The sequence below is a fragment of the Vibrio sp. R10-SG-ISO4 genome, from assembly GCF_059834135.1.
The window spans coordinates 44,278-67,193 of the sequence record NZ_JCBDHJ010000016.1; the positions used below are offsets into that span (position 1 = coordinate 44,278).

Annotated in this window: 26 protein-coding genes; 14 read left to right on the forward strand and 12 right to left on the reverse strand. The window is 46.4% G+C overall.

Going from position 1 to position 22,916, the window contains the following annotated elements:
* Nucleotides 1–4: 4 nt before the first annotated feature.
* Entirely contained in the window at nucleotides 5–1,594 is a 1,590-nt protein-coding gene (locus AC6R03_RS09690; RefSeq protein ID WP_500631055.1) for a DUF3466 family protein, read from the forward strand.
* 165 nt (nucleotides 1,595–1,759) lie between these two features.
* Nucleotides 1,760–1,933 carry a ribosome modulation factor gene (gene rmf, locus AC6R03_RS09695; protein WP_334555374.1) on the forward strand — a complete coding sequence of 58 codons (174 nt, stop codon included), beginning with the start codon at nucleotides 1,760–1,762 and terminating at the stop codon, nucleotides 1,931–1,933.
* Between the two features lie 132 nt (nucleotides 1,934–2,065).
* Here the strand turns inward: rmf and fabA are convergent, their stop codons facing one another.
* Nucleotides 2,066–2,584, reverse strand: coding sequence for a bifunctional 3-hydroxydecanoyl-ACP dehydratase/trans-2-decenoyl-ACP isomerase (gene fabA, locus AC6R03_RS09700; RefSeq protein ID WP_004743352.1), 519 nt, complete (start codon nucleotides 2,582–2,584; stop codon nucleotides 2,066–2,068).
* A gap of 92 nt (nucleotides 2,585–2,676) precedes the next feature.
* Nucleotides 2,677–4,323 carry a S16 family serine protease gene (locus AC6R03_RS09705; protein ID WP_500631056.1) on the reverse strand — a complete coding sequence of 549 codons (1,647 nt, stop codon included), beginning with the start codon at nucleotides 4,321–4,323 and terminating at the stop codon, nucleotides 2,677–2,679.
* A gap of 228 nt (nucleotides 4,324–4,551) precedes the next feature.
* On the opposite strand from AC6R03_RS09705, the gene matP reads away from it, so the two are divergent.
* The 7 genes from matP to AC6R03_RS09740 all read left to right on the forward strand — a co-directional run bounded on the left by matP (nucleotide 4,552) and on the right by AC6R03_RS09740 (nucleotide 9,175).
* Nucleotides 4,552–4,998 (forward strand): macrodomain Ter protein MatP, encoded by a 447-nt coding sequence (gene matP, locus AC6R03_RS09710; RefSeq protein ID WP_500631057.1) that lies wholly within the window; start codon nucleotides 4,552–4,554, stop codon nucleotides 4,996–4,998.
* A 9-nt stretch (nucleotides 4,999–5,007) separates the two neighbouring features.
* Nucleotides 5,008–5,319, forward strand: coding sequence for a DUF3634 family protein (locus tag AC6R03_RS09715; RefSeq protein WP_487901990.1), 312 nt, complete (start codon nucleotides 5,008–5,010; stop codon nucleotides 5,317–5,319).
* Nucleotides 5,320–5,421: 102 nt separating this feature from the next.
* Entirely contained in the window at nucleotides 5,422–5,736 is a 315-nt protein-coding gene (locus AC6R03_RS09720) for a hypothetical protein (RefSeq protein ID WP_500631058.1), read from the forward strand.
* A 461-nt stretch (nucleotides 5,737–6,197) separates the two neighbouring features.
* Nucleotides 6,198–6,578 (forward strand): regulator, encoded by a 381-nt coding sequence (locus AC6R03_RS09725; RefSeq protein WP_500631059.1) that lies wholly within the window; start codon nucleotides 6,198–6,200, stop codon nucleotides 6,576–6,578.
* A 215-nt stretch (nucleotides 6,579–6,793) separates the two neighbouring features.
* Nucleotides 6,794–7,345, forward strand: coding sequence for a VRR-NUC domain-containing protein (locus AC6R03_RS09730; protein WP_500631060.1), 552 nt, complete (start codon nucleotides 6,794–6,796; stop codon nucleotides 7,343–7,345).
* A gap of 111 nt (nucleotides 7,346–7,456) precedes the next feature.
* Nucleotides 7,457–8,353, forward strand: a complete 897-nt coding sequence (locus tag AC6R03_RS09735; RefSeq protein ID WP_229024303.1) for a DUF4365 domain-containing protein — start codon at nucleotides 7,457–7,459, stop codon at nucleotides 8,351–8,353.
* Nucleotides 8,354–8,500: 147 nt separating this feature from the next.
* The gene (locus AC6R03_RS09740; protein WP_500631061.1) at nucleotides 8,501–9,175 is read left to right on the forward strand and encodes a PM1201 family protein; all 675 of its coding nucleotides are present in this window, start codon (nucleotides 8,501–8,503) and stop codon (nucleotides 9,173–9,175) included.
* Nucleotides 9,176–9,408: 233 nt separating this feature from the next.
* Here the strand turns inward: AC6R03_RS09740 and AC6R03_RS09745 are convergent, their stop codons facing one another.
* The 9 genes from AC6R03_RS09745 to AC6R03_RS09785 form a co-directional block, all read right to left on the reverse strand.
* The gene (locus AC6R03_RS09745; RefSeq protein WP_500631062.1) at nucleotides 9,409–9,996 is read right to left on the reverse strand and encodes an outer membrane beta-barrel protein; all 588 of its coding nucleotides are present in this window, start codon (nucleotides 9,994–9,996) and stop codon (nucleotides 9,409–9,411) included.
* Nucleotides 9,997–10,164: 168 nt separating this feature from the next.
* The gene (locus AC6R03_RS09750; protein WP_500631063.1) at nucleotides 10,165–10,761 is read right to left on the reverse strand and encodes a DUF2726 domain-containing protein; all 597 of its coding nucleotides are present in this window, start codon (nucleotides 10,759–10,761) and stop codon (nucleotides 10,165–10,167) included.
* 171 nt (nucleotides 10,762–10,932) lie between these two features.
* Complete coding sequence (locus tag AC6R03_RS09755) at nucleotides 10,933–12,138, reverse strand: secretin GspD/PilQ domain-containing protein (RefSeq protein WP_500631064.1); 1,206 nt, start codon at nucleotides 12,136–12,138, stop codon at nucleotides 10,933–10,935.
* The gene (locus tag AC6R03_RS09760; protein ID WP_500631065.1) at nucleotides 12,119–13,186 is read right to left on the reverse strand and encodes a zonular occludens toxin domain-containing protein; all 1,068 of its coding nucleotides are present in this window, start codon (nucleotides 13,184–13,186) and stop codon (nucleotides 12,119–12,121) included. Before AC6R03_RS09760 ends, AC6R03_RS09755 begins: the two co-directional genes overlap by 20 nt.
* A complete protein-coding gene (locus AC6R03_RS09765) occupies nucleotides 13,186–13,551 on the reverse strand; it encodes a DUF5455 family protein (RefSeq protein ID WP_500631066.1) in 366 nt (121 codons plus the stop codon). Before AC6R03_RS09765 ends, AC6R03_RS09760 begins: the two co-directional genes overlap by 1 nt.
* Nucleotide 13,552: 1 nt before the next feature.
* On the reverse strand, nucleotides 13,553–15,145 hold the full coding sequence (locus AC6R03_RS09770; protein ID WP_500631067.1) for a hypothetical protein: 1,593 nt from the start codon (nucleotides 15,143–15,145) through the stop codon (nucleotides 13,553–13,555).
* Nucleotides 15,146–15,208: 63 nt separating this feature from the next.
* A complete protein-coding gene (locus tag AC6R03_RS09775) occupies nucleotides 15,209–15,427 on the reverse strand; it encodes a major coat protein (protein WP_500631068.1) in 219 nt (72 codons plus the stop codon).
* A 271-nt stretch (nucleotides 15,428–15,698) separates the two neighbouring features.
* On the reverse strand, nucleotides 15,699–16,004 hold the full coding sequence (locus AC6R03_RS09780; RefSeq protein ID WP_500631069.1) for a chemotaxis protein: 306 nt from the start codon (nucleotides 16,002–16,004) through the stop codon (nucleotides 15,699–15,701).
* 52 nt (nucleotides 16,005–16,056) lie between these two features.
* Entirely contained in the window at nucleotides 16,057–18,111 is a 2,055-nt protein-coding gene (locus AC6R03_RS09785) for a replication endonuclease (RefSeq protein WP_500631070.1), read from the reverse strand.
* Nucleotides 18,112–18,318: 207 nt separating this feature from the next.
* Between AC6R03_RS09785 and AC6R03_RS09790 the strand changes: the two genes are divergently transcribed.
* Nucleotides 18,319–18,687, forward strand: coding sequence for a DUF3693 domain-containing protein (locus tag AC6R03_RS09790; RefSeq protein ID WP_500631071.1), 369 nt, complete (start codon nucleotides 18,319–18,321; stop codon nucleotides 18,685–18,687).
* A 289-nt stretch (nucleotides 18,688–18,976) separates the two neighbouring features.
* On the opposite strand, the gene AC6R03_RS09795 is transcribed toward AC6R03_RS09790, so the two are convergent.
* A complete protein-coding gene (locus AC6R03_RS09795) occupies nucleotides 18,977–19,291 on the reverse strand; it encodes a hypothetical protein (RefSeq protein ID WP_500631072.1) in 315 nt (104 codons plus the stop codon).
* 306 nt (nucleotides 19,292–19,597) lie between these two features.
* On the opposite strand from AC6R03_RS09795, the gene ccoN reads away from it, so the two are divergent.
* From ccoN to ccoP, 4 genes are read left to right on the forward strand one after another with little or no spacing between them, the layout of a single operon-like run.
* Nucleotides 19,598–21,025, forward strand: a complete 1,428-nt coding sequence (gene ccoN, locus AC6R03_RS09800; RefSeq protein WP_334555362.1) for a cytochrome-c oxidase, cbb3-type subunit I — start codon at nucleotides 19,598–19,600, stop codon at nucleotides 21,023–21,025.
* Between the two features lie 12 nt (nucleotides 21,026–21,037).
* Nucleotides 21,038–21,658, forward strand: coding sequence for a cytochrome-c oxidase, cbb3-type subunit II (gene ccoO, locus AC6R03_RS09805; protein WP_334555361.1), 621 nt, complete (start codon nucleotides 21,038–21,040; stop codon nucleotides 21,656–21,658).
* Nucleotides 21,659–21,673: 15 nt separating this feature from the next.
* Complete coding sequence (locus AC6R03_RS09810) at nucleotides 21,674–21,850, forward strand: cbb3-type cytochrome oxidase subunit 3 (protein WP_334555360.1); 177 nt, start codon at nucleotides 21,674–21,676, stop codon at nucleotides 21,848–21,850.
* Entirely contained in the window at nucleotides 21,847–22,824 is a 978-nt protein-coding gene (gene ccoP, locus AC6R03_RS09815; RefSeq protein ID WP_334555359.1) for a cytochrome-c oxidase, cbb3-type subunit III, read from the forward strand. The genes AC6R03_RS09810 and ccoP overlap by 4 nt, the downstream gene beginning before the upstream one ends.
* Nucleotides 22,825–22,916 lie beyond the last annotated feature (92 nt).

Genomic DNA, 22,916 nt, shown 5'->3' on the forward strand with positions numbered 1-22,916 from the left:
TACGATGAGTAGTAAGATCTTCAAAATATCCATGATTGCCGCCACGGTATCGGCGGCATTTAGTGCTAATGCGGCGTTGTATCAGGTATTTCATTATGCAGATGGTAATTCTGCGAAGAGTTTCGGTGTTGCAATCCAGCCATCAGCATCCGGCGTAAATTGTTGGGAGGCAGATGACTGTCTACTCACTCACGAGACGGAACATAAAATTGCCTACGAGGGTAAGCAATACAACGAAGGTTTTGAATACCGCCATGAGTCGCCGTTCTTGACTCGTTTTGGTTTTGATTACATTGATTCCGGTGATGATATTTGGTCTAACTTTAGAAACTATTGTTACAACTATCTAGGGTATGCGGATACGTTGTGCGAGAACTGGGCGACCAACCAGTACACCTATGGATATAAAAAAGAGCAAGATGGTGATATCTGGAATTCAGTCAGCTTTCTCGAAGGCACACAACTATTTGCATCAGAAGGGAACGTTATCGTTAACGCGATTACGGATACTGAGGAAGCCGTTGGTAACTATCAAACGGGTGACAGACGCAATACCGCATTTTTTGGAAGCTCTATTTTTGAAGACGGAGCGAGCTCACGTGCTTGGAAGTCTCTGAGTAATGATAGTATTAATTACGTCGTGGGTAGTGTTTCGAGCTTGGCATCGAACTCGGTAGATTACACATCTAAAGCTACAATTTGGGAAAATGGTACAGCAAAACAGATTGGATGGATTGGTGCTGCTTCAAATGATCGTATTCAACCCCAAGGTGCGGCAAGAGATATCGCTTTAATTAACGGCTCTATTTACGCTGTTGGTTATAACAGTGACTCCGACGAATACCTTAGAGCCGCGGTCTTCTCGCGTAACAGTTCGGGTAGTTGGTCGAGTCAGTTTGTTTCGGGTTTTGACTCTGGCGATAGAAATATTAGCAATTACTTGAACTCGGTCGTTTCCGCTGTGAATAACAACGGAAAAGCCGTCGGCACGTACAAAATGAGAGATGTGGTGGTCAACGGCTCCTACTCTAATGGCTTGTTCTACGTGAGCGATGTATCGTCACCCAAAGCGACGATTTTTAATGATAGTGTCTTATTCTATGGCGCAAACGGAAAAGCGGGCGGCATCAATAATGATGACTTAGTCGTGGGCGCAGTCGATTTTGAAACGCATCGAGAATACAACGGTAAACCAAGGGCGCAACGTGCTTTTATCACGACATTAGATGCCAGTAACAGTACACCGATTACATCCAGTTATTACCTAGATGATTTGACCTACACATCAAGCGATCCAAGTTTTAACAATGAATACAGAATACTGGATGCGACTGACATCAACGATGCTGGCGTGATTTCCGGCACGGCCTATTATTGTGCTGGTGGCTTTTCTAGCTACTCTATAGCTTCTTCTTGCGAAAGTGGCAGTGAAATCGTCGCAGTGAAGCTAGTGCCTCTCTCTAGCGATACCTATGCTGAGCGAGATATAGAGAAACGACCAGCGTCTGAAGCCGACAAAGTCGACCGTCAAGGCGCTTCACTAGGTTTCTTTGCTTTGATGCTACTTTCATTCCTAGGGTTCCGTAGAAAGTAGGTTAAATTTTAAACTAGAGCACAGCCTCACAATTTTGACGCTGTGCTTTTTTTATACCTTGTGAAAGCGCCGATGATCGACGATTCTTAATTGTGGAGTCACAAAAACTCCATGAAAAGTTAATAGTAGTACGTTAAGAAACACCGTATGTATGAGGACGACACTATGAAGAGACAAAAGCGTGACCGCTTAGAGCGAGCTCAATCTCAAGGGTACAAAGCGGGGCTCAATGGCCGTTCAATGGAAGCCTGCCCGTATCAGCAGATGGATGCTCGGTCGTATTGGCTCGGTGGTTGGCGTGATGCCAGGGACGACAAGCAGTCAGGTCTCTACAAATAACTCTTAACCCACATACTGCAAGGAACTAAGCCCCGAAAGGGGCTTTATCTTAGATATTTAGCACACTATAACTAGCTCGATTGAGTGCAAAAAAGCGACTCGAGTGAGTCGCTAGAGAAAAGATTTAGAATTTTAGAATGCAGACGTATCTTGGAAAAGACCCACTTTAAGATCTTTCGCTACGTAAATTTCTTTACCGTCGACAAGTACGCGACCATCCGCTAGACCCATAACAAGCTTACGGTTAACAACGCGCTTCATGTGAATTTCGTACGTCACTTTCTTCGCTGTTGGGAGAATTTGACCGGTGAATTTCACTTCACCCACGCCAAGTGCACGGCCTTTGCCTTTACCGCCAACCCAGCCGAGGAAGAAACCAACCAATTGCCACATCGCATCAAGACCAAGACAGCCCGGCATCACTGGGTCACCAGGGAAGTGGCAATCAAAGAACCAAAGGTCAGGAGTAATATCAAGCTCTGCCAGAATCAAACCTTTACCAAAATCACCTTCTGTTTCAGACATCTTAGTAACGCGATCCATCATTAGCATGTTCGGTGCAGGAAGCTGAGGGTAGCCTGGTCCGAACAGCTCACCTTGACTTGATGCCAGTAAATCTTCGCGGTTATAAGAATCTCGTTTGTTTTGCATTATCAATTACTCCAAATTTTGATAGCAGCATGTTAGTGAACACGTGTACGCTAAACAACTCCGATCAGTAAAAATGTGACGAAAAGAAAGCTTTAGCGAAGCCAACTCTTCATCTTGTCCATTAAGCTTAAGGGGGGGGCATGGCGCTCAAAGCTCTCTATACGCTCAGCGATTTTGCTAATAACGCTCGATTCGTCGTCTCCTCGGAAGGGCTTACTCATGATCAACGGGATGGCCTCATCAACTGTAGACACCGACCAAATATGGAACTCGTTATTTTTGATACTTTCTATGACGTCTTTGTGAAGCGCTAAGTGTTTTAAGTTCGTCTTAGGTAAAATGACGCCTTGATGCCCGGTGAATCCCTGGTGCTTACAGACGTGATAAAAACCTTCGATTTTCTCGTTTAATCCACCGACAGCCTGCACACGGCCAAACTGATCGACCGCACCCGTTACGGCAATTTGCTGATTAATAGGGTACTCGGAAAGGGCACTGACAAAAGAGCAGAGCTCAGCGAGAGTCGCACTGTCACCATCCACTTCGCTATACGACTGCTCAAACACGACAGACGCGGAATATGGCAGTGGTTCATCGAGATTGAGTGCGCTGCTGACGAACGCTTGCATGATCATCATGCCTTTCGCGTGTAAATTGCCGCCTAGCTCGGCCTTTCGCTCTACATCAGAGATGTCGCCATCACCAAAATGAATCACGCAAGAGATACGAGCCGGCTCACCATATGAGAGCGGGTGTCCTGGGACATCAATCACAGTGAGTCCGTTCACTTGGCCAACACACTCACCTTGCGTTTCAATCACGACTTGTCCTTCGGTGATGTCCGACAGGGCACGTTCGCAAAGATATGACTCACGCTGGTACTTAGCATCAATCGCACTTTCTATGTCGTTGGCAGTGATGACATCGCTGTTAGAAAATAGCAGTGCCTCTTTAATAATTGATTGATACCAACTCACATCAAGTGGCATAAAGCTTTGGTCTTCGGTGTGCCTTGCACCGGCAACCATGACGCGTTTAACCGCATCAACCTCCAAGCTTGGAAGTTGGTACTGTGTCGATAACCAGGAGAGATAACCCAAGTAACGTTCAATGGTCGCTTGGTTGAGAGCAACATCTAGCTCCACCTCGCTGTACATCGCCAGGCGGCTAAAAAGCTCAGGTTCTAGGTATTCGAGCTCAGCGAGTTGGTGTTGATCGCCCAATACGATGAGTTTCGCTTGGGTTACTGCCGTAGGGGCTTGATTCGCAGGGCGCGCGGGGTTGCTATTGATCAGCGGGTAGGACTCTCCCATTATCGCTGACTTGATTGCTGGCCAATTAACAGGGTGAGCAAGTAGCAAGTTGGCAGAGATAATGACGATTCCGTCGTCAGTCGCTTGTTGAAGTTGACCCGTTATTTTGGTGACAACGTCACCAGATTCATTGCAACTGTAGTGACCCAAAAGTGAGGATGCGTCAATGGACTCAGAGCATAGAACCTGTTTGGACTCATCAATCTTGTGAAGGGATTGCTTCAGCAGGCTTCGGTAGTGTGCATTATCCGGTGCATTGAGCACTAGGCAACGATAGTGTTCCAGTTTGCAAAACGTGTTCAATGTCTGCTTAAGGCGCGTTTGAATATCGAGAAAACTCACTTGCGGTAGAGTCGAGAATTGAGCCAACACCGCGTCAAAATGATCATAGTGTGGGGTCACGGTGCGCCAGCTTTCTTGCTTCATTGAAATCCAATTGTTTTATTAAAAAATGGAGTGGAATTATATAGAAAACTGCCTGGCTTATATAGGGGGAACAGGTATAAGTTACACATCGGGGGGCATAACGGGCAATAACGCACCGTGTCATTGATCTTGCTCTTAATTTGCTCACAAATCACTTTCAACTCAGCGCGTTGTGAGTTACGCTGTCACTCAAACGGTTAGGGGAAGAACGACTAGGGAACGGCTGACATGAAATACCAACAATTGGAAAACTTGGAATGCGGATGGAAGTGGACTTATCTCATCAACAAATGGAAGGCCGGTGAGTCAATTACACGCTATGTTGATCGAAGTGAAGCCGAGACCGCTGTTAAGTCTCTTCAGCAAATCCAGCACGAGCCAGTAAAAGTTCTCGAATGGATAGACAAGCACATGTCGCCCGAGTTGGACATCAAGTTAAAGCAAGCAATCCGAGCCAAAAGAAAGCGTCACTTTAATGCGGAACAAATCCACACTAAGAAGAAGTCCATCGATCTTGATTATCGTGTATGGGAGAAGCTGTCTTATCGCGCCAATGAGTTGGGGTGTACCTTATCAGACGCTATCGAATACTTACTCACCGAGGCATCGCGCAGCGAAAAAGCGAGTAAGACGGTAAGTAGCTTGAAAGAAGATTTAAGTAAGCTGTTAGATTAAGGGGTTTGTATGTTGTATGTGATTGTTATTGCGGCGGTCGTTATCTTTTGGTTAGTCGCCGTCGATAGACCGATTTTAAAAGCGAAGTTCGTAAACGGAAAATTAGAAAGCGAGAAAGGCCATTTCCCACCAAGCTTTCGCCACAATGTCTTAGAGATTGCGGAAAGAACGCCTTTTGATGGTGAGTTGAAAGTGTATCAACAACGAACCGGGACTAAACTTGTGTTCTCTAAGCAAGTCCCTAAAAAGGTCCAGCAACGTATTAGAAATGTATTTCCACACCAAGGGTTTAAATCGAAATCCGGAAAGAAAGCCCATTAACGTATGGCTTTCGCATGATATTTAAAGTGCCTCGTCGTAAAACGGTCATCTAGTCTCACCACGCCACCATGCAATACGTAAGGTGGTAGAGGAGGTGACCACATGAAATCTTTACTAATCTTTCTCTTTTGTTTCTTTCACGCATTCTCAGCTTTTGCTGATGATGCAGAGCGTTACACTGTCGCAAAAAAGATCAAGAAACAAGTGCTTAAGCAGTTAAACAAATCGGGTGTTCAAGGTTTTTGTGACGTATACGTACACACCAAATTTGACGATAAGTATCTGAAAGTTATCCGAGTTAACTCATCTGGTGATCATCAGGTATGTGACCAGTCAAAGAAAGTGATTCCCAAAGGAAAGCGTTACAAATCCTCAATACCACATGCCATCATTCATATCCATGTCAGTAGATATTAGGCACTATAACTAATTTGCTTGAGGTAAATACAAACCACCAATTAACCTGATAAGCAAACTAGCGCGAAAAATCTAAACTCAAATCTTAGCAGTTGAACCAACAAAAGCAGCAGGATAACGTCGGTTACTAGGATCGCCCCGGGGGAAATGTGCCAAAGAAAAGGCGCTATATTGACTTAGCTGACTCGATAAACGTTAAGGATGTCTCCCTTGGATTTGATGAAGGCGGTATCGTATTTAGAAGCGATTAATTTCTTGGCCACTCATGGGAAGTAGCATCGGTTGAGGCCCTCAAAGCTCAAAAATTTAATTAAGCGAATAAGGATAACTATAAATAGCTAGACTAGAACCTGACACAACTTGATTGTGCCTACATAACGAGTGCGTATTATGTGCACTTATGGTAAATCTTGTTTCATATCAACAAATTGCGCAAACTCCTGTTTTTAGGAGTTTCCATAATGAAGTACCGCAAAATGACCAAGAATTATATTTTTCGTGAATTAGAATGCGGGCTATCGGTCAAAGAGACCTCAGAACTTTGTTTTAAAAGTGTGAGGACAGTCAAAGAGTGGGACAAGGGAAAGGAGATACCGAAGGAGTGTAAACGACTGATGAGGTGGTGTAGTGGACGGGAGCTATCAAAGCATGAAGATTGGGAACAATTTAAAATGTGCAACGAGTACATGTTGCTCCCCACAGGAAGAAGCGTAACAGCGCAGCAAGTATTAACAGGTATTGCTCTTTTAGAGATACAGTCTGAGCTGGAAATCAAAACCACAGCCAAGTTGATTAAGTATGCTAGGGCGATAGCTCGCATCAAGGGAAGAAAGCCTTACTAACGTAGGCAAGTATAAGGGGGCTAGGAGCGTAAATAATCATAGGATGCGCAATGCACTTTTCGAGAGTAGTCGTTCTTAGCTCACTTTATTAACTATGTGTTTTAATGCATAATTCTAAGCGGACGGTTTAGGTGGAGCTGTATTAGATGGTTGCAGTTGTGAGGATAGACGGCAAAAAGTCACCTAATAAGCGTTAGTTGCTCAAAGGAAATTTGATGAAGTTCGTACTTAAAGAAACAGTATTTACGTATCCAAATGCGCTCCTTGAAGAATGGAAGGAAGGTGAAAAGGGTTGGATCCCAGATTCCTTGTTCGTACCTAAAGATGTTTATAACCAGCCTAATTATCACTTTGGTGAGTACTATGCTCTTAAAAAGTATCTTGAACTAGGGTGGCAGGGTACAGCGTTTTATGCACTTGGCGACTGGGAGTTAAGTAATGACAAGTACACTCAAGGGCGTGCTTTGGTCGCTAAATATATCGACCCAATTAGGTTGGCAATGTTCAAGTCTCTAAGGCAAGGTTTAACTTCAGGGGAACCGGACTTATTCCTATATAAAGATGATGGATCAGTTTTGTTCGTTGAAGTTAAGAAACAAGCAGATCGCATATCCAAATCCCAGTTAATATGTATGGAACAAATTAAGTCTGTTTTAGCCTGTGATGTAGCTGTGGCTTATCTTGCGGAGGAACGTCAGGTGTATGAACCTAAGTACTATGAGCTAAATGTGGTTTCCATTCCGCAAGCATGGGTACAACGCAACTAACAAAGCATTTAAGAGTGATTCGCAACGCTTGGCGTTTTCGCTTCGCTCAAGTATAGCCAAGCGTCGCTCACACCTTAATGCGGCGTTATGTGCTTAGGAGAAGTATTGAAAGTGAAAGCACCAAAAAGTGAATTGGTCAGTAGGGCTGGAGTCCACTATGCAGGATATGTATTTTCGACAGAGGGAGTCATATTCAGAGAAACGTCATCAACTGATGTAGGTGTTGATGGGCAATTAGAGTTAGTTTCTGATGATGGCACAGCTACAGGTATGCTACTAGGTGTTCAAGTTAAAAGTGGAGATTCTTTTGTAGACAATCATTCAGAGATTTTCTCATTTAAATCCAGTAAGGCTCATTTTGAATATTGGCAACAATTACGTATTCCTGCTATTGGTGTAGTTTACTCTCCAACCCTTAAAAAAGCGTCTTGGTTTGATCTTACGAAACACGCTAGTGTGATACTTGAAAACGACAAGCCACCTATAATCAAGCAAAAAATTAATAAAAGTAATGTGCTTGAAATAGGGCAAGGGCTAAACGAGTTAATAAAGTTAGCGCATCAATACTATGAACTTCCGGTAACGAAAGAGGACGTGGAGAAACTGGTCGTTATTCAAGAGCAAGTCGTTGACTCCACTCAATCATCGAAAGAAGATTCATGGAAAAGGCTTATATCCATATTCTTTTCATCCGATAGTGATAGCGACATTATAGGTGAAGTTGGTTATCGCTTGTCATGGTATTTCCCAACAGTTTCCGATTTGCAAAAAGAACAATTCAAAAGTCGATTAAAGCTGTTAACACTTCCAGAATTAAGCCGGATTTTTTGTGCTATCAAGCTTGCTTTTGATCGGAATCGAGATGACGTTGTATCACTAATTTTGGGCTTAATTAGCTATCATCCTCAGATAACTGAATTTCTCGATAAACTTGATGAAAATGGTTTTATTGCTTCTGAAGATAAGTGGATACTTGAGCAGCTTAAAGAATACTTAGAACAACTTTAAGACGCACATAACAAAGCGTTTAAGACGGATTCCCAACGCTTGGCATTTTCAGTTTGATTCAGCTTTAGTGTTTACGGCACAGTGGTTTAGGTAGGGTGGTCTGCGTTGCTCACCACTTAACGCGGCGTTAGGCTAAAGGAGATAATCATGCGTGATTCATATATAGCTTTTTTAGATCGTATGGGGCTGACAAAGGATGACTTTTTCGAATTTGGGCTTAGCGAAACAATTTATGCGGAAGAGAGTCAAGCAAGTCAGTGCTGGGCTGATCTTAAAAAGCGCATCGAAACAAACCAGACTGTATACATCCGAGGGTTCGGTCGGAATGCAAGCGGTACGCGTTTATTTCAAAACCTTTATTCGGAAGTGCTCCGAAATCATAATGTCGTGAAAGATTCAACGAATAATGCGGAGCCGACCAAACTAATCAGACAGTTAACGGGCTTTTCAAAAACAACAAGTAAGCAATATCAGCCATTAAGAAACTATCAAATATCGCACGTATTTGGCAGGACCAAAAACGTATATGCTTTCACAGCCCCTTGGAACATTGTTTATGTACCAAAGCTAATTGATCCTTTCACTGGCCATGAAGCAAAAGGAGACATGGTTGATGAATATACAGTATTGTTTCAAAAATCAGTTTTTGAGCGTTTTGAAAAGTATATCAACGAATTTAATTGTCTTATGACAAACTCAGAGTTTCTAGCTTCATTGGATGAACACGTCAATAGGCTTCGAGATTCAAATGATGTGTCTGATGATGTCGTAAACAAAATGTGCAAAGCTATTACTGAAGAATTCGCGCCCATAGAACTTTAGCCTAACAAGTCTGGGTCTCACCTTACCCGATTGGAGTGCTTATTATCCATACAAGGCGTTTAAGGCAGATTCGCAACGCTCGGCATTTTCGGTTTGACTCAGCTTTAGTGTTTACGGCACATTAGTTTAGGTGTGGTGGTAGCGTTGCTCACTACTTAACGCGGCGTTATGCGAAGCTTCAAAATATCTTCTTTACAGTGAAAATGGGCCTGTGCTAGGCCCAAGGATTAGTTTTAGAACTTATAGCCAAGACTTACACTAATATTAGAGATATCAGTTGGGACCGTATCAATATCAGCATCTGCTTTTCTATAGGTTGCAGTGACTAGAACCCCAGACTCAGTTTCATATCCAATTTCAGCGCCAAAGGATATATCGGATTCAGTGTCTGTACCTTCTATTGTCATTCCGTTTAGTGTAGTAGCTCCATCAATTATATGCTGGGTTAAGCCTATAATTCCTCCAATATAAAGCCCAGAGTCAGCTAGGTAATATTTTGGCTTCATGCTGAGACTAAGTGAACTGTAGTCGTACTTCACAGAGCCAACGTTGCTAATTAATTTGTACTCTGCAGGAAAGGTATATTCGATTTCTGTACCTATGGCAAAAGGTTCTGAAATTTGATAATCGTATCCTACTTTTAGTCCAAAAGCCTGACTTGGTGAAAGGTCTAAGTCTTCAACTTCAATTGTATGATCATAGGATCCAACTGCGATATAAAAGCCACTTCGATCATGATCAAACTGTTGTTGTGAATTTGCATATACAGAAGTAGATAGAAGTATAGCTAGTGGAGTAGTTATAAATAAATGTTGTTTCATTACAATCCCTGTATAGTTGTTCTTAAATCCTGAATATACCTCAATCTCGTTGGTTACAAAAATGTTAATAACTATCGCATAACAAACGACTATGGTACAAACCTATTCGTGTAAGCGTTGAAGAATGGTGAAATTTACCCCCGTAATACCAGTCGGGGGCATACACCATTATGACGTTGTAGCTATTTGGTGTGTTGCACGCTCATGACTAAGCTCATCAATGTTTGCAATCAAACTTTGTATATCGGAAGAACAATACGCTCTGCTGCTTTGAACCCTCAAGAGTGGGTGATGCCCCTCCAACGCTTGATTGACGTAATAGTCACGCTTTTGGCGGTCATGCCGAGCGTGGCTACTGTCATCAAGCTCAATGACTGCAACGACTCTGGTGTCCATGTCAGTGATTACGAAATCCATTCTTTTGGCCCACGTCCGAGAGTTGTTTTTACGCTGTACCGGTTGAACTAATGCCATTAATGCCGTTTGACAATGAACCGTGTAGCCGTTTGGTAAAGCATCAAGCAAAGCTGCGTGGAATTTTCTCTCATTGGGTGTCGTCAGGTACTCAGACTTTTTATGTGGCACACAGGCTGGCAATGGCTCTTTCTTTGGATGTGTTGGTACTGGAGCTGTATTAGCCTGACTAAAGCCCGGCGGTTTACGTTGACCGGGCATTACTTTCAGCTTTTTTGACTTTGCTTTTGGCGTCGAAAACTTACTGTAAATGTAGAAACCACAGATCCCGATGATTATCAGCTCAATCACAATGCGTACTCCGTACGTACCAAGAAAACTTATGTATAGCAGAAATATTAAACAAGATGCTTATTTTTTTCTTGCAAATGAGATCACTGGCTTAACTGACGCGCTATCGCTTGTCGGATTCAGACGCGATCTACATAGCAAAGCTATATAGCATCTTGTCTGAATCTGGACTTAAAGAACGGTGGTTTTGATGATGATGCGCAGTTCTTTATCGACTTTCTCATTGCGCTCGGAGCGGAACAGATTCCCCAGAACGGGGATGTCCATCAGGACGGGAACACCGGATACGCGCTTGCGGTCGTCGGAAGAGATCAACCCGCCTAGCATGATGGTTTGACCGTCTTTGATGTTCACAACGGTTTGAAGTGTTCGCTTGTTGGTGATGATGTCGGCCGCAATGGTGGAGTTCGTGACCGATGACGATTCCTGACTGATTTGCAGGATAACACCACCCTCAACAACGTGCGGAGTCACTTCTAACGAGACACCGACATCTTGGCGCTCGATTTGCTGAATCGTCTTGCCGCCGTCGGTCACTTCACTGGCCACAAGGAAAGGCACGTTCTGACCTACCGTCACATAACCGCGCTCGCGGTCCATGACAAGAATCGTTGGCCGTGACAGCAACTGCGTGTTTTCGTTTGTTTTGACTGCTTTCAAGAATGCCTCAAAGTCTCCGCCACTGTAGATGAGCGCGTTATCCGTCGCTAAGTCAAAAATCGAGGTGTTGGTGATAAACCCAGCTTTATCCAGTGCCAGTTTCATGTTTACGCCAACTTCTTGAGAGTCATCAAACGAGGTTTCAGTAATGGCGGCTTCAATAAAGACTTGGCGCTGAGGTCGGTCAATGCCGGCAATCAGGGCGTCAATACTGGCAAGTTGGTCTTGCGTGCCCGTCACAAGCAAAGCGTTGGTCGTCGGCAGCACTTCCACGGTGAAGTTGCTCGCAGGGGCGTTGTTGACGTGTTGCTTGGCAGTCGCCGCGAGGGTTGATTGAAGTAGGGTGCTGACTTTCGAGTTTCGCACATGAGTGAGTCGAAATAGTTTGACCAATGACGGCTCGATGTTAATGATGGCATCGCCCGTAGGCTTAACGACATATAAGCCTTTTTCGTACTGTATCCAATAGCCGTGCGCACTCAGGACGTTATTAAAAAACGATGCGTATTCGCTCGGGTCAAGATTGGGCGCGGTAAAACTCACCGTACCGACAACACCCGGGCCTAACACAATCGGCTGATTGAGCTCTCGCGCGCCCCAAGAGACGAAATCTTCAATTGGCGTGTTGGATGTTTCAAAGGTACTCGGCTCTGCGTGGAGCGCGGGCGTGATGGCCAATAGGCCGATGAGCAGGAAATTAGCAAAACACTTGTTCATGGCGATCACCTTGAATGATGCGAATTTGACAACGGCTATCGGCTTCAAAGGTGTAACCCAATGAGGCGAGTTCAACGCTGTTGAAGCGTTTGCCGTTCTTATCAATCTCGAAGTAAAGCGGCGCATTGGGCGCACGCATGAAGCTGACGATTTTCGCCCCGGACACATCAATGTGAGTGGCGACGGTGTCAGGTGCAGTCGCGACGGTTTGAGGGGCGGGGCTTGGGGTTGGCGTCACCAGTTGCATGAGGACAAAGCTCACAATCACGCCAAGGGTAAACATCGTCAGGCGTGAATACTGGCGGCAGTAAATCTTTGTAATGCGCATAAGGTTTCTCGGTGTAAAAGGGACAGTGTAACGTCCGTGGGTATACCAAGACGGCAACACGCTGTAGGTACTGTGTTCGTAATGGTCAGAAAACGCTTGTTTGGTGTCGTAACTGGCGTACAAGTCGGTGCCCCAAAGGTGCCACTTGTCCACGGTCAACGATTGGGCGTTGTCGCCGTACTTCACAATGCCAATGTGCAGCTTGGGAAGCCTCAAGCGCAGTTGACCGAGCGTGATAACACGAATTAGCGTGGAGATAATCGGTATTTGCATCCGGTCTAAACGGCGACAAAACACCGTATGTTCAGCCAACGCGAGCCGTGCTTGCTTATCGACTATCGAAATGTCTTGGACAATGAAGATGATGTCCCAACCGAGTTTACGCGCATGCAAAAACCAGTTGATGACGTCTTGGCGGCTCTTATCGTTCCATGTGCGCGAGTTAAACCACGTGCCGCACTCATCTAAGACAAGCAGCCCGTTTTTACTTTCATCGTAAGACGCATTGCCTTTACCGAGCGCTTGTAAATCCGCTAATGACGGCTTATCCGGTACCCGATACAGGCGAGTATTGCGTTTATTACGACCTAGCATGGCGGCCAAGTTGATGTTGAGGTTGGTGGCGACAGGCACACCACGCTCAAAGGCTTCACGTATGCGGCCCACCGAGGTCAAGGATTTCCCCGCGCCAAGCTTACCTGTGACAAAGTAAACCGCCATTAGCTCGACACTTTAGTGATGGCGTAGAACTGCCACGCCCAAAGCCAACGAAGAACGCGCGCAGACAAAACGCAGCTCATACAAGGGATCGCGTTATTGGGAACAAAGTAGGCGAACGCTTGATTAAGGTAAGGGGGTGTAACGTACGAAATGCTCATGACCGAAAAATAGATGGTCGTCGCAATGGTCCCGGCAAGCCCTATTAACAGGGTCAAAATGGTGAGGTTGATGGCCAAAGAGCGGGTCATGCGAACCGCGAACCAACCCAAAATGTTTGAGGCAATCTGACCTAAAAAGATGGCCAGAGACGGAATTTTAAGCGCATTACCGAGCGTACCGAGAATGGGGAGCAGTGGAAGTGCCATATTAAATACCTCGCGAGCGATGCGGAACCGTACCGGGAGCCGGGGTCACGCCATTGAGCAGGATGTCAACCAACGACCAAACCGTGTAGAGATAAATCAAGAATGACGCAACGATTTTGAACTGAACGGAGAACTCACAACCGAAATCGACCACGCCAAACGGCGAGGGCATGGTGAACGATGTGCACTCTTTAATGGAGTAGGGAAACAACCATTCCAAACGGCGCACGACATTTTTCACAGGTTGCAGCGCGTCGTTGAAGTAGTAATCGTTGGTGTACTCATTTGCGTTGTACATCATGTCGGCTTCAATGGCGTCGAACTGCTCTGCGACGGACGAGTTGACCTCGTTGTGTATACGTGTGGCCAAGTCCGTGTCTAGGCCGTTGACCCCTTCACAGTTCAACGGATCATCATTCGGGTTACACACGCCATCGGTCAGTGAAACGGCATCGAGTTTATCGACAATCCGATCGCCTAAATTCTCTAAGTTGTCGGTCATGGTGTCGGTGGATGACGCCAATTGATTACTGAGTGCAGACGTTTGGCCATGCAAGTTACTGACGACGGCATCGGCGCCCTCGGCAATCGTGTTGGTTTGGTGGAGCATCAAATCTTTGGTGTTGAGGTAGATTTGATAGTCCTGATTGAGTTGGTCAACGGCGGTTTGGCCAATGGCATCACTCGACAATACCAAGTCGGCCAGTGTGTCATTCACTTGGGTAAAGCCATCGTTGAGGTCAGTGCTCAGTGCTTCAAAGCCAAGGTTGCTGTCCCGGTTTAAATTGGTGATGGCTTCGAGAACAGCGGTGTCGGTGGTGTCCGTTGGCGTGACTTCATCGGGTTCGGGTTTGCTAAAACTTGGCGCGGAAGGGTCAGAGGGTGTGGCCGTGTCGCGGTCAAAGTCTTGGTTTGGCGTATCAATCGGATTAGTCGGGTCAATGGCGCCTAAGCAAGCGGGATAGGTCGCCACACCGGGTGAGCAGGTGCCCGGCGGTGTGCCGCCAAAGAATTCTGAATCGCTCGTTGAAAGGGCGCCCGTAAACACAAAGTCACTGGTACAGGAATCAGCGGGGGTAATACCAAAATCGCCCACCGTACAGACCGTACTATTGATACGGCGCAGCTCGCAATACTGAGTTTCGGCGCTGCCATAACGTGACCCTGTGACGTCCATGCCGTAGATATACGGCTCCCAACTGCGATTCATCACGCGGCCATCATCGGCGAAGAACTGGCAAGTGTTTTTACAAGTGCCGTCGGGATTTTCACCAAGGTCGCACGACTCACGTCGGACGTTCATATACCAAGAGCTTGTTTCAAACTCACCGGAACAACCCGAACCCCAATAGCGATTGCCGATGAATTGGATGTAACCGAGTTCGCTGTAATCGTGCCATAGGCTTTGATAGCGGAAAGAGTAATTAGTGTAATGGTCAGACATTTGAAAACAGCCAAGTTCCTCGGTGAGATTGAAGTCATCAACAATGCGCGGAGGAATGACACCCGTTAACTTCCATTGATTGGCTGAGTGAGCACTAAACGAAACACCAATAAAAACGAGTAGTGCGAAGATGCTTGGTTTAATGTTCATGATGCCATGTCCGTTTGCACGAGGGGAAAATGTCGGGGCCTTGAACACCCGACGACCAAGCGATTAGGTCGCTTTGTTGGCGCCTTTTTTGAACAGCTTGATGCCCACAAAGCCCACCGTGACGACCGTCACGATGCCCCAAACGGCGACAAGAATATCGTCCACAAAGAGGGCGATAGAATCGATAGCACCTTGCGCGTCAGCAGGTAACGCAGCAGAAGCGACGCCAGCGGTCATTGCGAGCGCAAGGCCGACAGCGATTTTAGATTTCAGTGTTTTCATGGTTATTCTCCTTTAACCTAACCATCAATTTGACGTTGAAATTTCAACTGAACGCTTGAAAATCAACAGTTGTTTTCCGACCACAAGGCCAGAGATAAAGGCAGTCCCAAAGGCGCCTAGCATGAACTCAATAGACAGCATTTATCTTTGACCTCCGATAAACCAACCGATACCCATCAGCACCAGACACAAGGCGATGAACAACATCAGTTGCAGGTTGTCTAGCCTGGCCATTAACTCGATGAATTGGGTATCGGTCATGGTGATTCACTTATTTGGTTTGGGGCAGGGCGTAGAGATGGAACCCGTCCATCGATACGTGTTTGCCGTCGTTATCCGCAAAGCTGAATTTCTTGTACTCAATGTCAAACGACGAGCGATTGCCGACGAGTGTTTTGAGCAGTTCACCGGCTTTTCCGTTCTGCCACAGCTCCGGGGAGATGCGCACCTCAATGGTGTTGGTCGGATTGGTGGTGATGAGATTCAACTTGCCAAATGTCTGATGTTCGCCATCGCGGCCAATGCGCGTTTCTTGGCGAATGTCGGACGGGTCTAAAATCAGTCCTTCGGTTTTCATGGCTTGTCCTCTTTATTGATGGTTTCGTTTGGGGTAAAAATTTAAGCGACAGTTAGTGACACAAGTCCAAGCCGCCCTGATGGCTGTCCCAGTCGGGCTGCGCCCAACTAGGACAACCATCGGGCGGGGAGTCGTATTGGGTGTATATCTCGCCGTCAAATAGGATGGCCGCTTCAATCGACGGCATATCAAAATAAAAGGCCGCTTGCTCTTGGATGCGTTCGTACTCTTCCAGCTTCATGGCTAAGTATTCTTGCTGCGCTTCGAGTGAATCGAACACAAGCGTGGTGCCTTGCATCATGGTGCGAATACCACGCACGAACTGTTTCTTATTGGCAAACTTCCAATCTTTGAAACGGGTTTGAATGAGTTTGCCCTTGAACATGACGCCAGCAATGGCCGCGCTCATTTCGTCGCCATAGCGGGTTTGACGAAACAGGCCCTCAACATTGACTTTCTTGACGTAGGCCGCTTTGACTTCTTGGTCATGGCGTCGGACAAACACGCCGCCCATCGCCATGACAAAGCGCTTAAAGTCGCCGTCATCCGCCGCTTTTCGTATCGTCTCTAGGACAAAATGCTCATCCTTAGAAAGGGTGTTTCCTGCTATCACAGCATCGTCCTCTTTGAATTCTTCTCGAAAGCGGCGCATTTCACGCCACACTGTGACCGATGGGCCACCGTAAAATTGAAACTGGCGTATGCCTTGAATGCGGTTAAACGACACCACCGCCGACGAGGTAGATTTGCCATCGAGTTGTGTGTCTTTGTCGGTGTCGATGTTGGCGCCGTCAATGTTCTTGGAGAGGTACTTGGCAACGTAACCAACCGCAGAGCCGCGCTTCCAGTCAATCTGTTCACACTTAAAGCGGTATTTTTTCGCGCCGGGCTCTTTGGGTGAATCGGCCATCGCGTGATGACGCAATAGCTTGGTCACGGTGTCTTTGTGCTCGGGGCTGATGAAAAACAGCATGTGATTGTGTGGCGTTCCGTCGTGGTGTGGCTCGACAATACGCAGCCCATAAATTTTGATGTCGAGTTTATCGAGGTCTTTGCGAAACGCGTTGGTGACGCCAAGCAAGTGATGATGGGCATCAAGGGCCGACGGCTTCCCAGCTTTACTCCATGCTGGGTTGATGTCATCGCCTTTGTAGACATGAAAGCGACTAGGGGCCGTGACCGTGTAGAACATCGCAAGGTGGCCCGACTCTTTGGCAATATCTTCGAATGCGCGAAGACGCACAAACATTTCAGCGCGGCGAATCATCGGGTTGGATGTGGACTTGGACGCGAGTTCTTGGAGCGTGAACCACGTTTGCGGATCGTCTTCGAGATAACACGCGGTATTGATGAGCGCTTGTTCGGTGTCGGCTTTGCGCGTTTTCATCACATCGACACTGTATTGTGAGCAATACGCGTCTTGAGTTTTGTGCACCAAGAGTAAGTCACGGGCGACCGATTCCACTTGGCTAAAGTAGCGGCGACGGAGCTGACGACGCAGCCACTTGTCACAACAAGCGCGTTTGACCAAGGCATCGAGTTCACCACGTTTGGTTTTTTGTTTGATAAGCTCAGGGCGAAACGCCAAACCGAGTGTGTCCAGTAAGTATTCGGCGCGCTCAAAACGTGCGTTCACGTCTTTGATGGCGACGAGCTGTTTCGCAAACGCGCGTGCTTTGGCTTTGGCCAGCTCGATAATCTCTTCGTCGGTGCGACTGAAACGGATGCCGTTCTCTCGTAAGCGTTGGTCAGCGTCTTCGAGCATAGACAAGGCGGTGACGTAGTTCTTACGCTCAAGAATGTTGGTGAATGCGCGCATCATGTGCGGCGCAAAATCGCCGTGACGTCGAGTCAGTTTAAGCAGTTGTTCGCATGGGTGTGCGCGATTGGGCTTGATGAACTCGGATAAGTCGTGCGAATAAATTTGAGCGGCGAGGGCGCGGCGACGCACAGAGCGGTAAGAGACGTTCGGGTTGGTGTGGTCCGTGTACGAGTCGAGATGATCAAAGAGATAGTCGCGCTCGTAATCGGTACGCATAGGATCGGAAACCGGAATGAAATCCAGTGTTTCGAATTGTCCTTGTGATGTTTCTACAGTGCGTAACACAATCAGCCACCTTGAACGAGATTGGATTGGCTCGGCGGTTCTAATCGAATGTTTCAAGGACAAGCGACCCCGAACCACCAAGCCAAATTAAGTTACAGATACAAGCTAGTAACGATTTATCAGGATTCTAGTCCTGCATAATCAGGATTGGCAATAGCGAAAAATCAGGATTAACAAGCTAAGATATGTGCAAAGAGAGGAAATTCTATGTATGCAAATGAGCTGTTAGACGCCTACAAAAAGGCGCAAAACTACATACAAGACAAGCAGATTGCCCACGATTTGAATCTAACGCCGCAGAAACTGAGCAATATTCGCAAAGGCATTCGTTATGTGTCTGATGAAGAAGCAATTTTTCTAGCTAAAGGCGCAGGAATCGATCCGGAAATTGCATTGCTTGGATGCCACGCTGATCGCAACGAAAACCCACACATTAAAGCTGTATGGGCAAACATCGCAAAAAAGTATAACGGGCTAGGTTTATCAGCGATTTCAGGCGCTTATGCAGTGTTTACGATACAAACTGACAGCCTATTTACTCGTGTTAATGAGTGCGTATTATGTATATTATGTTAAATAGGCTTTAGGAAAACACAGGGAAGACCACTCCCTATCCAATCTACCCATCCTATAAGATGTTCCATTAAACATAACTGCATTTACCATAAAATACCTAATAATCAGTTTGTTAATCAAAGATTTCCAAAGCTGATTATTAATGCTGAGCGATGCTCATAATTTGTGATTTCGACGAAGAAGTCGCACGTTTTCTCGCTCGTTCGCGTCAAATTTAACATCTCACTGTTCGAGCCATTGGCTATCAAAATGGATTGTAGGACGTTAATTATCCCAAATTTGGGCTCAGTTACATTCGAAACTTGATTGTCGCTTCTTTGCTCTTGTTGAGCTCTTGCAAGCTTAGGCTTAACGCTTCATTGACGGGAGCCTCGAGTCTCCAGTCAGTATCACTTTCCGTAATTGTTTGCGGTGATTCTAACGATTTTAGCAGCCACTTTGTGTTGGGCTTGGTGATGATAATCTCGTTTGCCTCAAATTTTGCGGTGAAGCGGTCGTTTTCGACAACAAATGTGCACGCGGGTTTGAGTTCGCACACCACTTCTATCGCATCTTTGTGCGTGATAGTACGCCAGAAAAACGCCGTCAGAAGCAAGGTTAACATGATGATTATTTGAGCAAAACGACCTCTTGTAAGTTTTTGGGCTGCCATTCTGTTGGGTTCTCCGTGTAACAAACTTCAAACTTTTAAAATAAAAGGCCAAAACCTGACCAAGTGTAAGGTTACTATGCTGTCATTGAATTGTTAAATGAAGTATAGTTGGCGGCTGAAAGTGCCACTTTTTTTAAAAACTGGCAAGATTATTTAACCAACTGAGATTGGCGACATTTTCTTGAGGTTTTGGGTGGCATTACGACATGTGTCGTGTTGGAAGTAAAGTGTAGTTAATTAGAAATTGGAAGCATGCAAATGAGCCAAGAAAAGCAGCTAGAACAAAACTACAACTATACGGTCGTCCGTCAGTTTACCTTAGTGACTATTCTCTGGGGTATCGTCGGCATGGCTGTTGGTGTTTTGATTGCCGCTCAATTAGTTTGGCCACAGCTAAACTTTGATACGCCGTGGTTGACGTACAGTCGCTTACGTCCTCTGCATACTAATGCGGTTATTTTTGCGTTTGGTACAAGTGCCCTATTCGCAACGTCTTATTACGTTGTACAGAGAACTTGTCAAACACGTCTATTTGGTGGCCCTCTCGTCGCCTTCACCTTCTGGGGTTGGCAGGCAATTATCCTCGCAGCCGCGATCACTCTCCCACTCGGTTTTACCTCGGGTAAAGAGTACGCGGAACTAGAATGGCCGATCGATATTGCGATCGCTGTTGTCTGGGTGGCTTACGCAGTGGTGTTCTTCGGCACACTGATTACGCGTAAAACATCACACATCTACGTGGCAAACTGGTTCTTTGGTGCGTTCATCATCACTGTCGCTGTATTGCATATTGTTAACAGCATGGCGATTCCGGTCTCTATGGGTAAGTCTTACTCTGTTTACTCCGGTGCCGTTGATGCAATGGTACAATGGTGGTACGGACACAACGCGGTAGGTTTCCTACTGACCGCTGGCTTCCTTGGCATGATGTACTACTTTGTTCCTAAGCAAGCTGAACGTCCCGTTTATTCATACCGTTTGTCGATTGTTCACTTCTGGGCATTGGTCTCGCTATACATCTGGGCAGGCCCACACCACCTTCACTACACGGCTCTGCCTGACTGGACTCAGTCGCTCGGTATGGTGATGTCTCTCGTATTGTTCGCACCTTCTTGGGGTGGCATGATCAACGGTATCATGACGCTATCTGGCGCATGGCACAAACTTCGTTATGACCCAATTTTGCGTTTCCTTATCGTATCTCTGTCGTTCTACGGCATGTCAACGTTTGAAGGCCCGATGATGTCGATTAAGACCGTCAATGCCCTTTCCCACTACACTGACTGGACAATCGGTCACGTGCACTCAGGGGCGCTAGGTTGGGTTGCTATGGTGTCGATTGGTTCGGTTTACCACTTGGTTCCGCGTCTGTTCGGTCAGCAACGTATGTACTCTGTTGGCATGATCAACGCCCACTTCTGGCTTGCCACTATCGGTACTGTTCTTTACATCGTCGCGATGTGGATTTCGGGCGTTATGCAGGGCCTAATGTGGCGCGCAGTGAACTCAGACGGCACATTAACGTATAGTTTTGTAGAGTCTGTGCAAGCGTCTTACCCGTTCTATTTTGTACGTTTCCTAGGTGGCTTTATTTTCCTAGCAGGTATGTTCCTCATGGCATACAACACGTACAAAACCGTTACCGCGCCAAAAGATAGCCTAAAAGCTATCCCGCAACCGGCTTAAGGAGATTAAAGAATGAGTTCAAATTCTAACAATCGCCACGAACTAGTAGAACGTAATGTCGGTTTGCTTGCGATCCTGATTGTGTTTGCCATCAGTTTGGGTGCGCTGGTAGAAATCACGCCACTGATTTTCCAAAAACAGACAACGGAGCCGGTTGAAAACTTGCGTCCCTATTCTGCGTTGGAACTCGAAGGTCGTGATATTTACATTCGCGAAGGTTGTAACGTGTGTCACAGCCAAATGATTCGTCCTTTCCGTTCGGAAACAGAGCGCTACGGTCACTACTCCGTCGCGGGCGAAAGCGTTTGGGAGCATCCGTTCTTATGGGGCTCTAAGCGTACAGGTCCAGATCTTGCGCGCGTTGGTGGCCGTTACTCTGACGAGTGGCACCGCGTTCACTTGATTGACCCACGCGAGTTGGTTCCTGAGTCAAACATGCCTGGTTTCCCATGGCTGGCTGACAATGAACTGGATGGTAAGGACACTGAGAAGAAACTACGTATTTTCCGCGACCTATTCGGCGTGCCTTACACAGATGAACAAATCGCAAACGCGTCTAAAGATGTAGAAGGTAAAACAGAGATGGATGCCATCATTGCTTATCTTCAGTCTCTTGGTCACGCAATGAAGTAAATAAGGGGTGACGTAATGGATATCGGTACTATTCACAGTATTTGGACCATCGTTCTGTTCGTGAGCTTTATTGGCGTTGTGTGGTGGGCTTACGGCAAAAACCGTAAAGCTCGCTTCGAAGAAGATGCCAACCTTGTCTTTGCTGACGAGATTGAACAGCCCAAAAAAGAACAGGGAGTGACTAAGCAATGACGACGTTTTGGAGTCTTTGGATAATTATCATCACGGTCGGAACACTGGTCGGCTGTGCTGCACTACTTATCTGGTGTCTTAAAGACAAAATGGGCGTAGAGGAAGGCGCTGATATGGGCCATGAATACGATGGTATTCGTGAGCTTAACAATCCTCTACCTAAATGGTGGACCTACCTTTTCATTGGTACGTTCGTATTTGCAGCGATCTATTTAACGCTTTATCCAGGTCTTGGCAGCTTTAAAGGTGTCTTGGGCTGGCAGAGCTCAGATCAAACCGTTCGTTCGGTTGAAGAGTCAAAAGCGTCGATTGCCGCCTCTCAAGAGAACAAGCAGCTAGTACAATACGCCAAAGAGCTTGATGATGCAGATGCCTACTTTGGTGAAGCATTCAAGCGACTTGCGTATGTTGATGGCTCCTCTGATCTGCGCCCTATCCCTGCGATTGCAGCGGATGATGAAGCAGTAAAAGTGGGTCAGCGCCTGTTCTTACAAAACTGTTCGCAGTGTCACGGCTCTGACGCTCGCGGTCAAAAAGGATTCCCTAATTTGACTGACGACGCATGGCTATACGGTGGCGAGCCAGAAGCTATCGTGACCACCATCATGCAAGGCCGAATCGGTCAAATGCCTGCGTGGAAAGATGCGCTTGGCGAAGAAGGCGTGAAAGAAGTCGTGAGCTATACGCTGAGCTTGTCAGGTCGTAGCGTGAACGCGCGCGAAGCAGAAGCGGGTAAAGTACGTTTTGCGGTTTGTGCGGCTTGTCATGGTACGGACGGTAAAGGTAACCCAGCTGTGGGTGCACCGGATCTGACTGACCAAGATTGGTTGTTCGGTGGCTCGCGTGCTGAAGTGACAGAGACGGTCATGAACGGCCGCTCAGGCGTAATGCCAGCTTGGAAAGACATACTAGGTGAAGACAAAGTGCAACTTGTCGCTGCCTATGTATGGAGCCTAAGCAACTCAGAACAATAAGTTACATTTCAATTCCAGCCCCATGCTGTCAACAGATGGTAATGGGGCTGTCTTTCCTTTACAGTTAAAGCCCTGATTTCATTTTATAAATT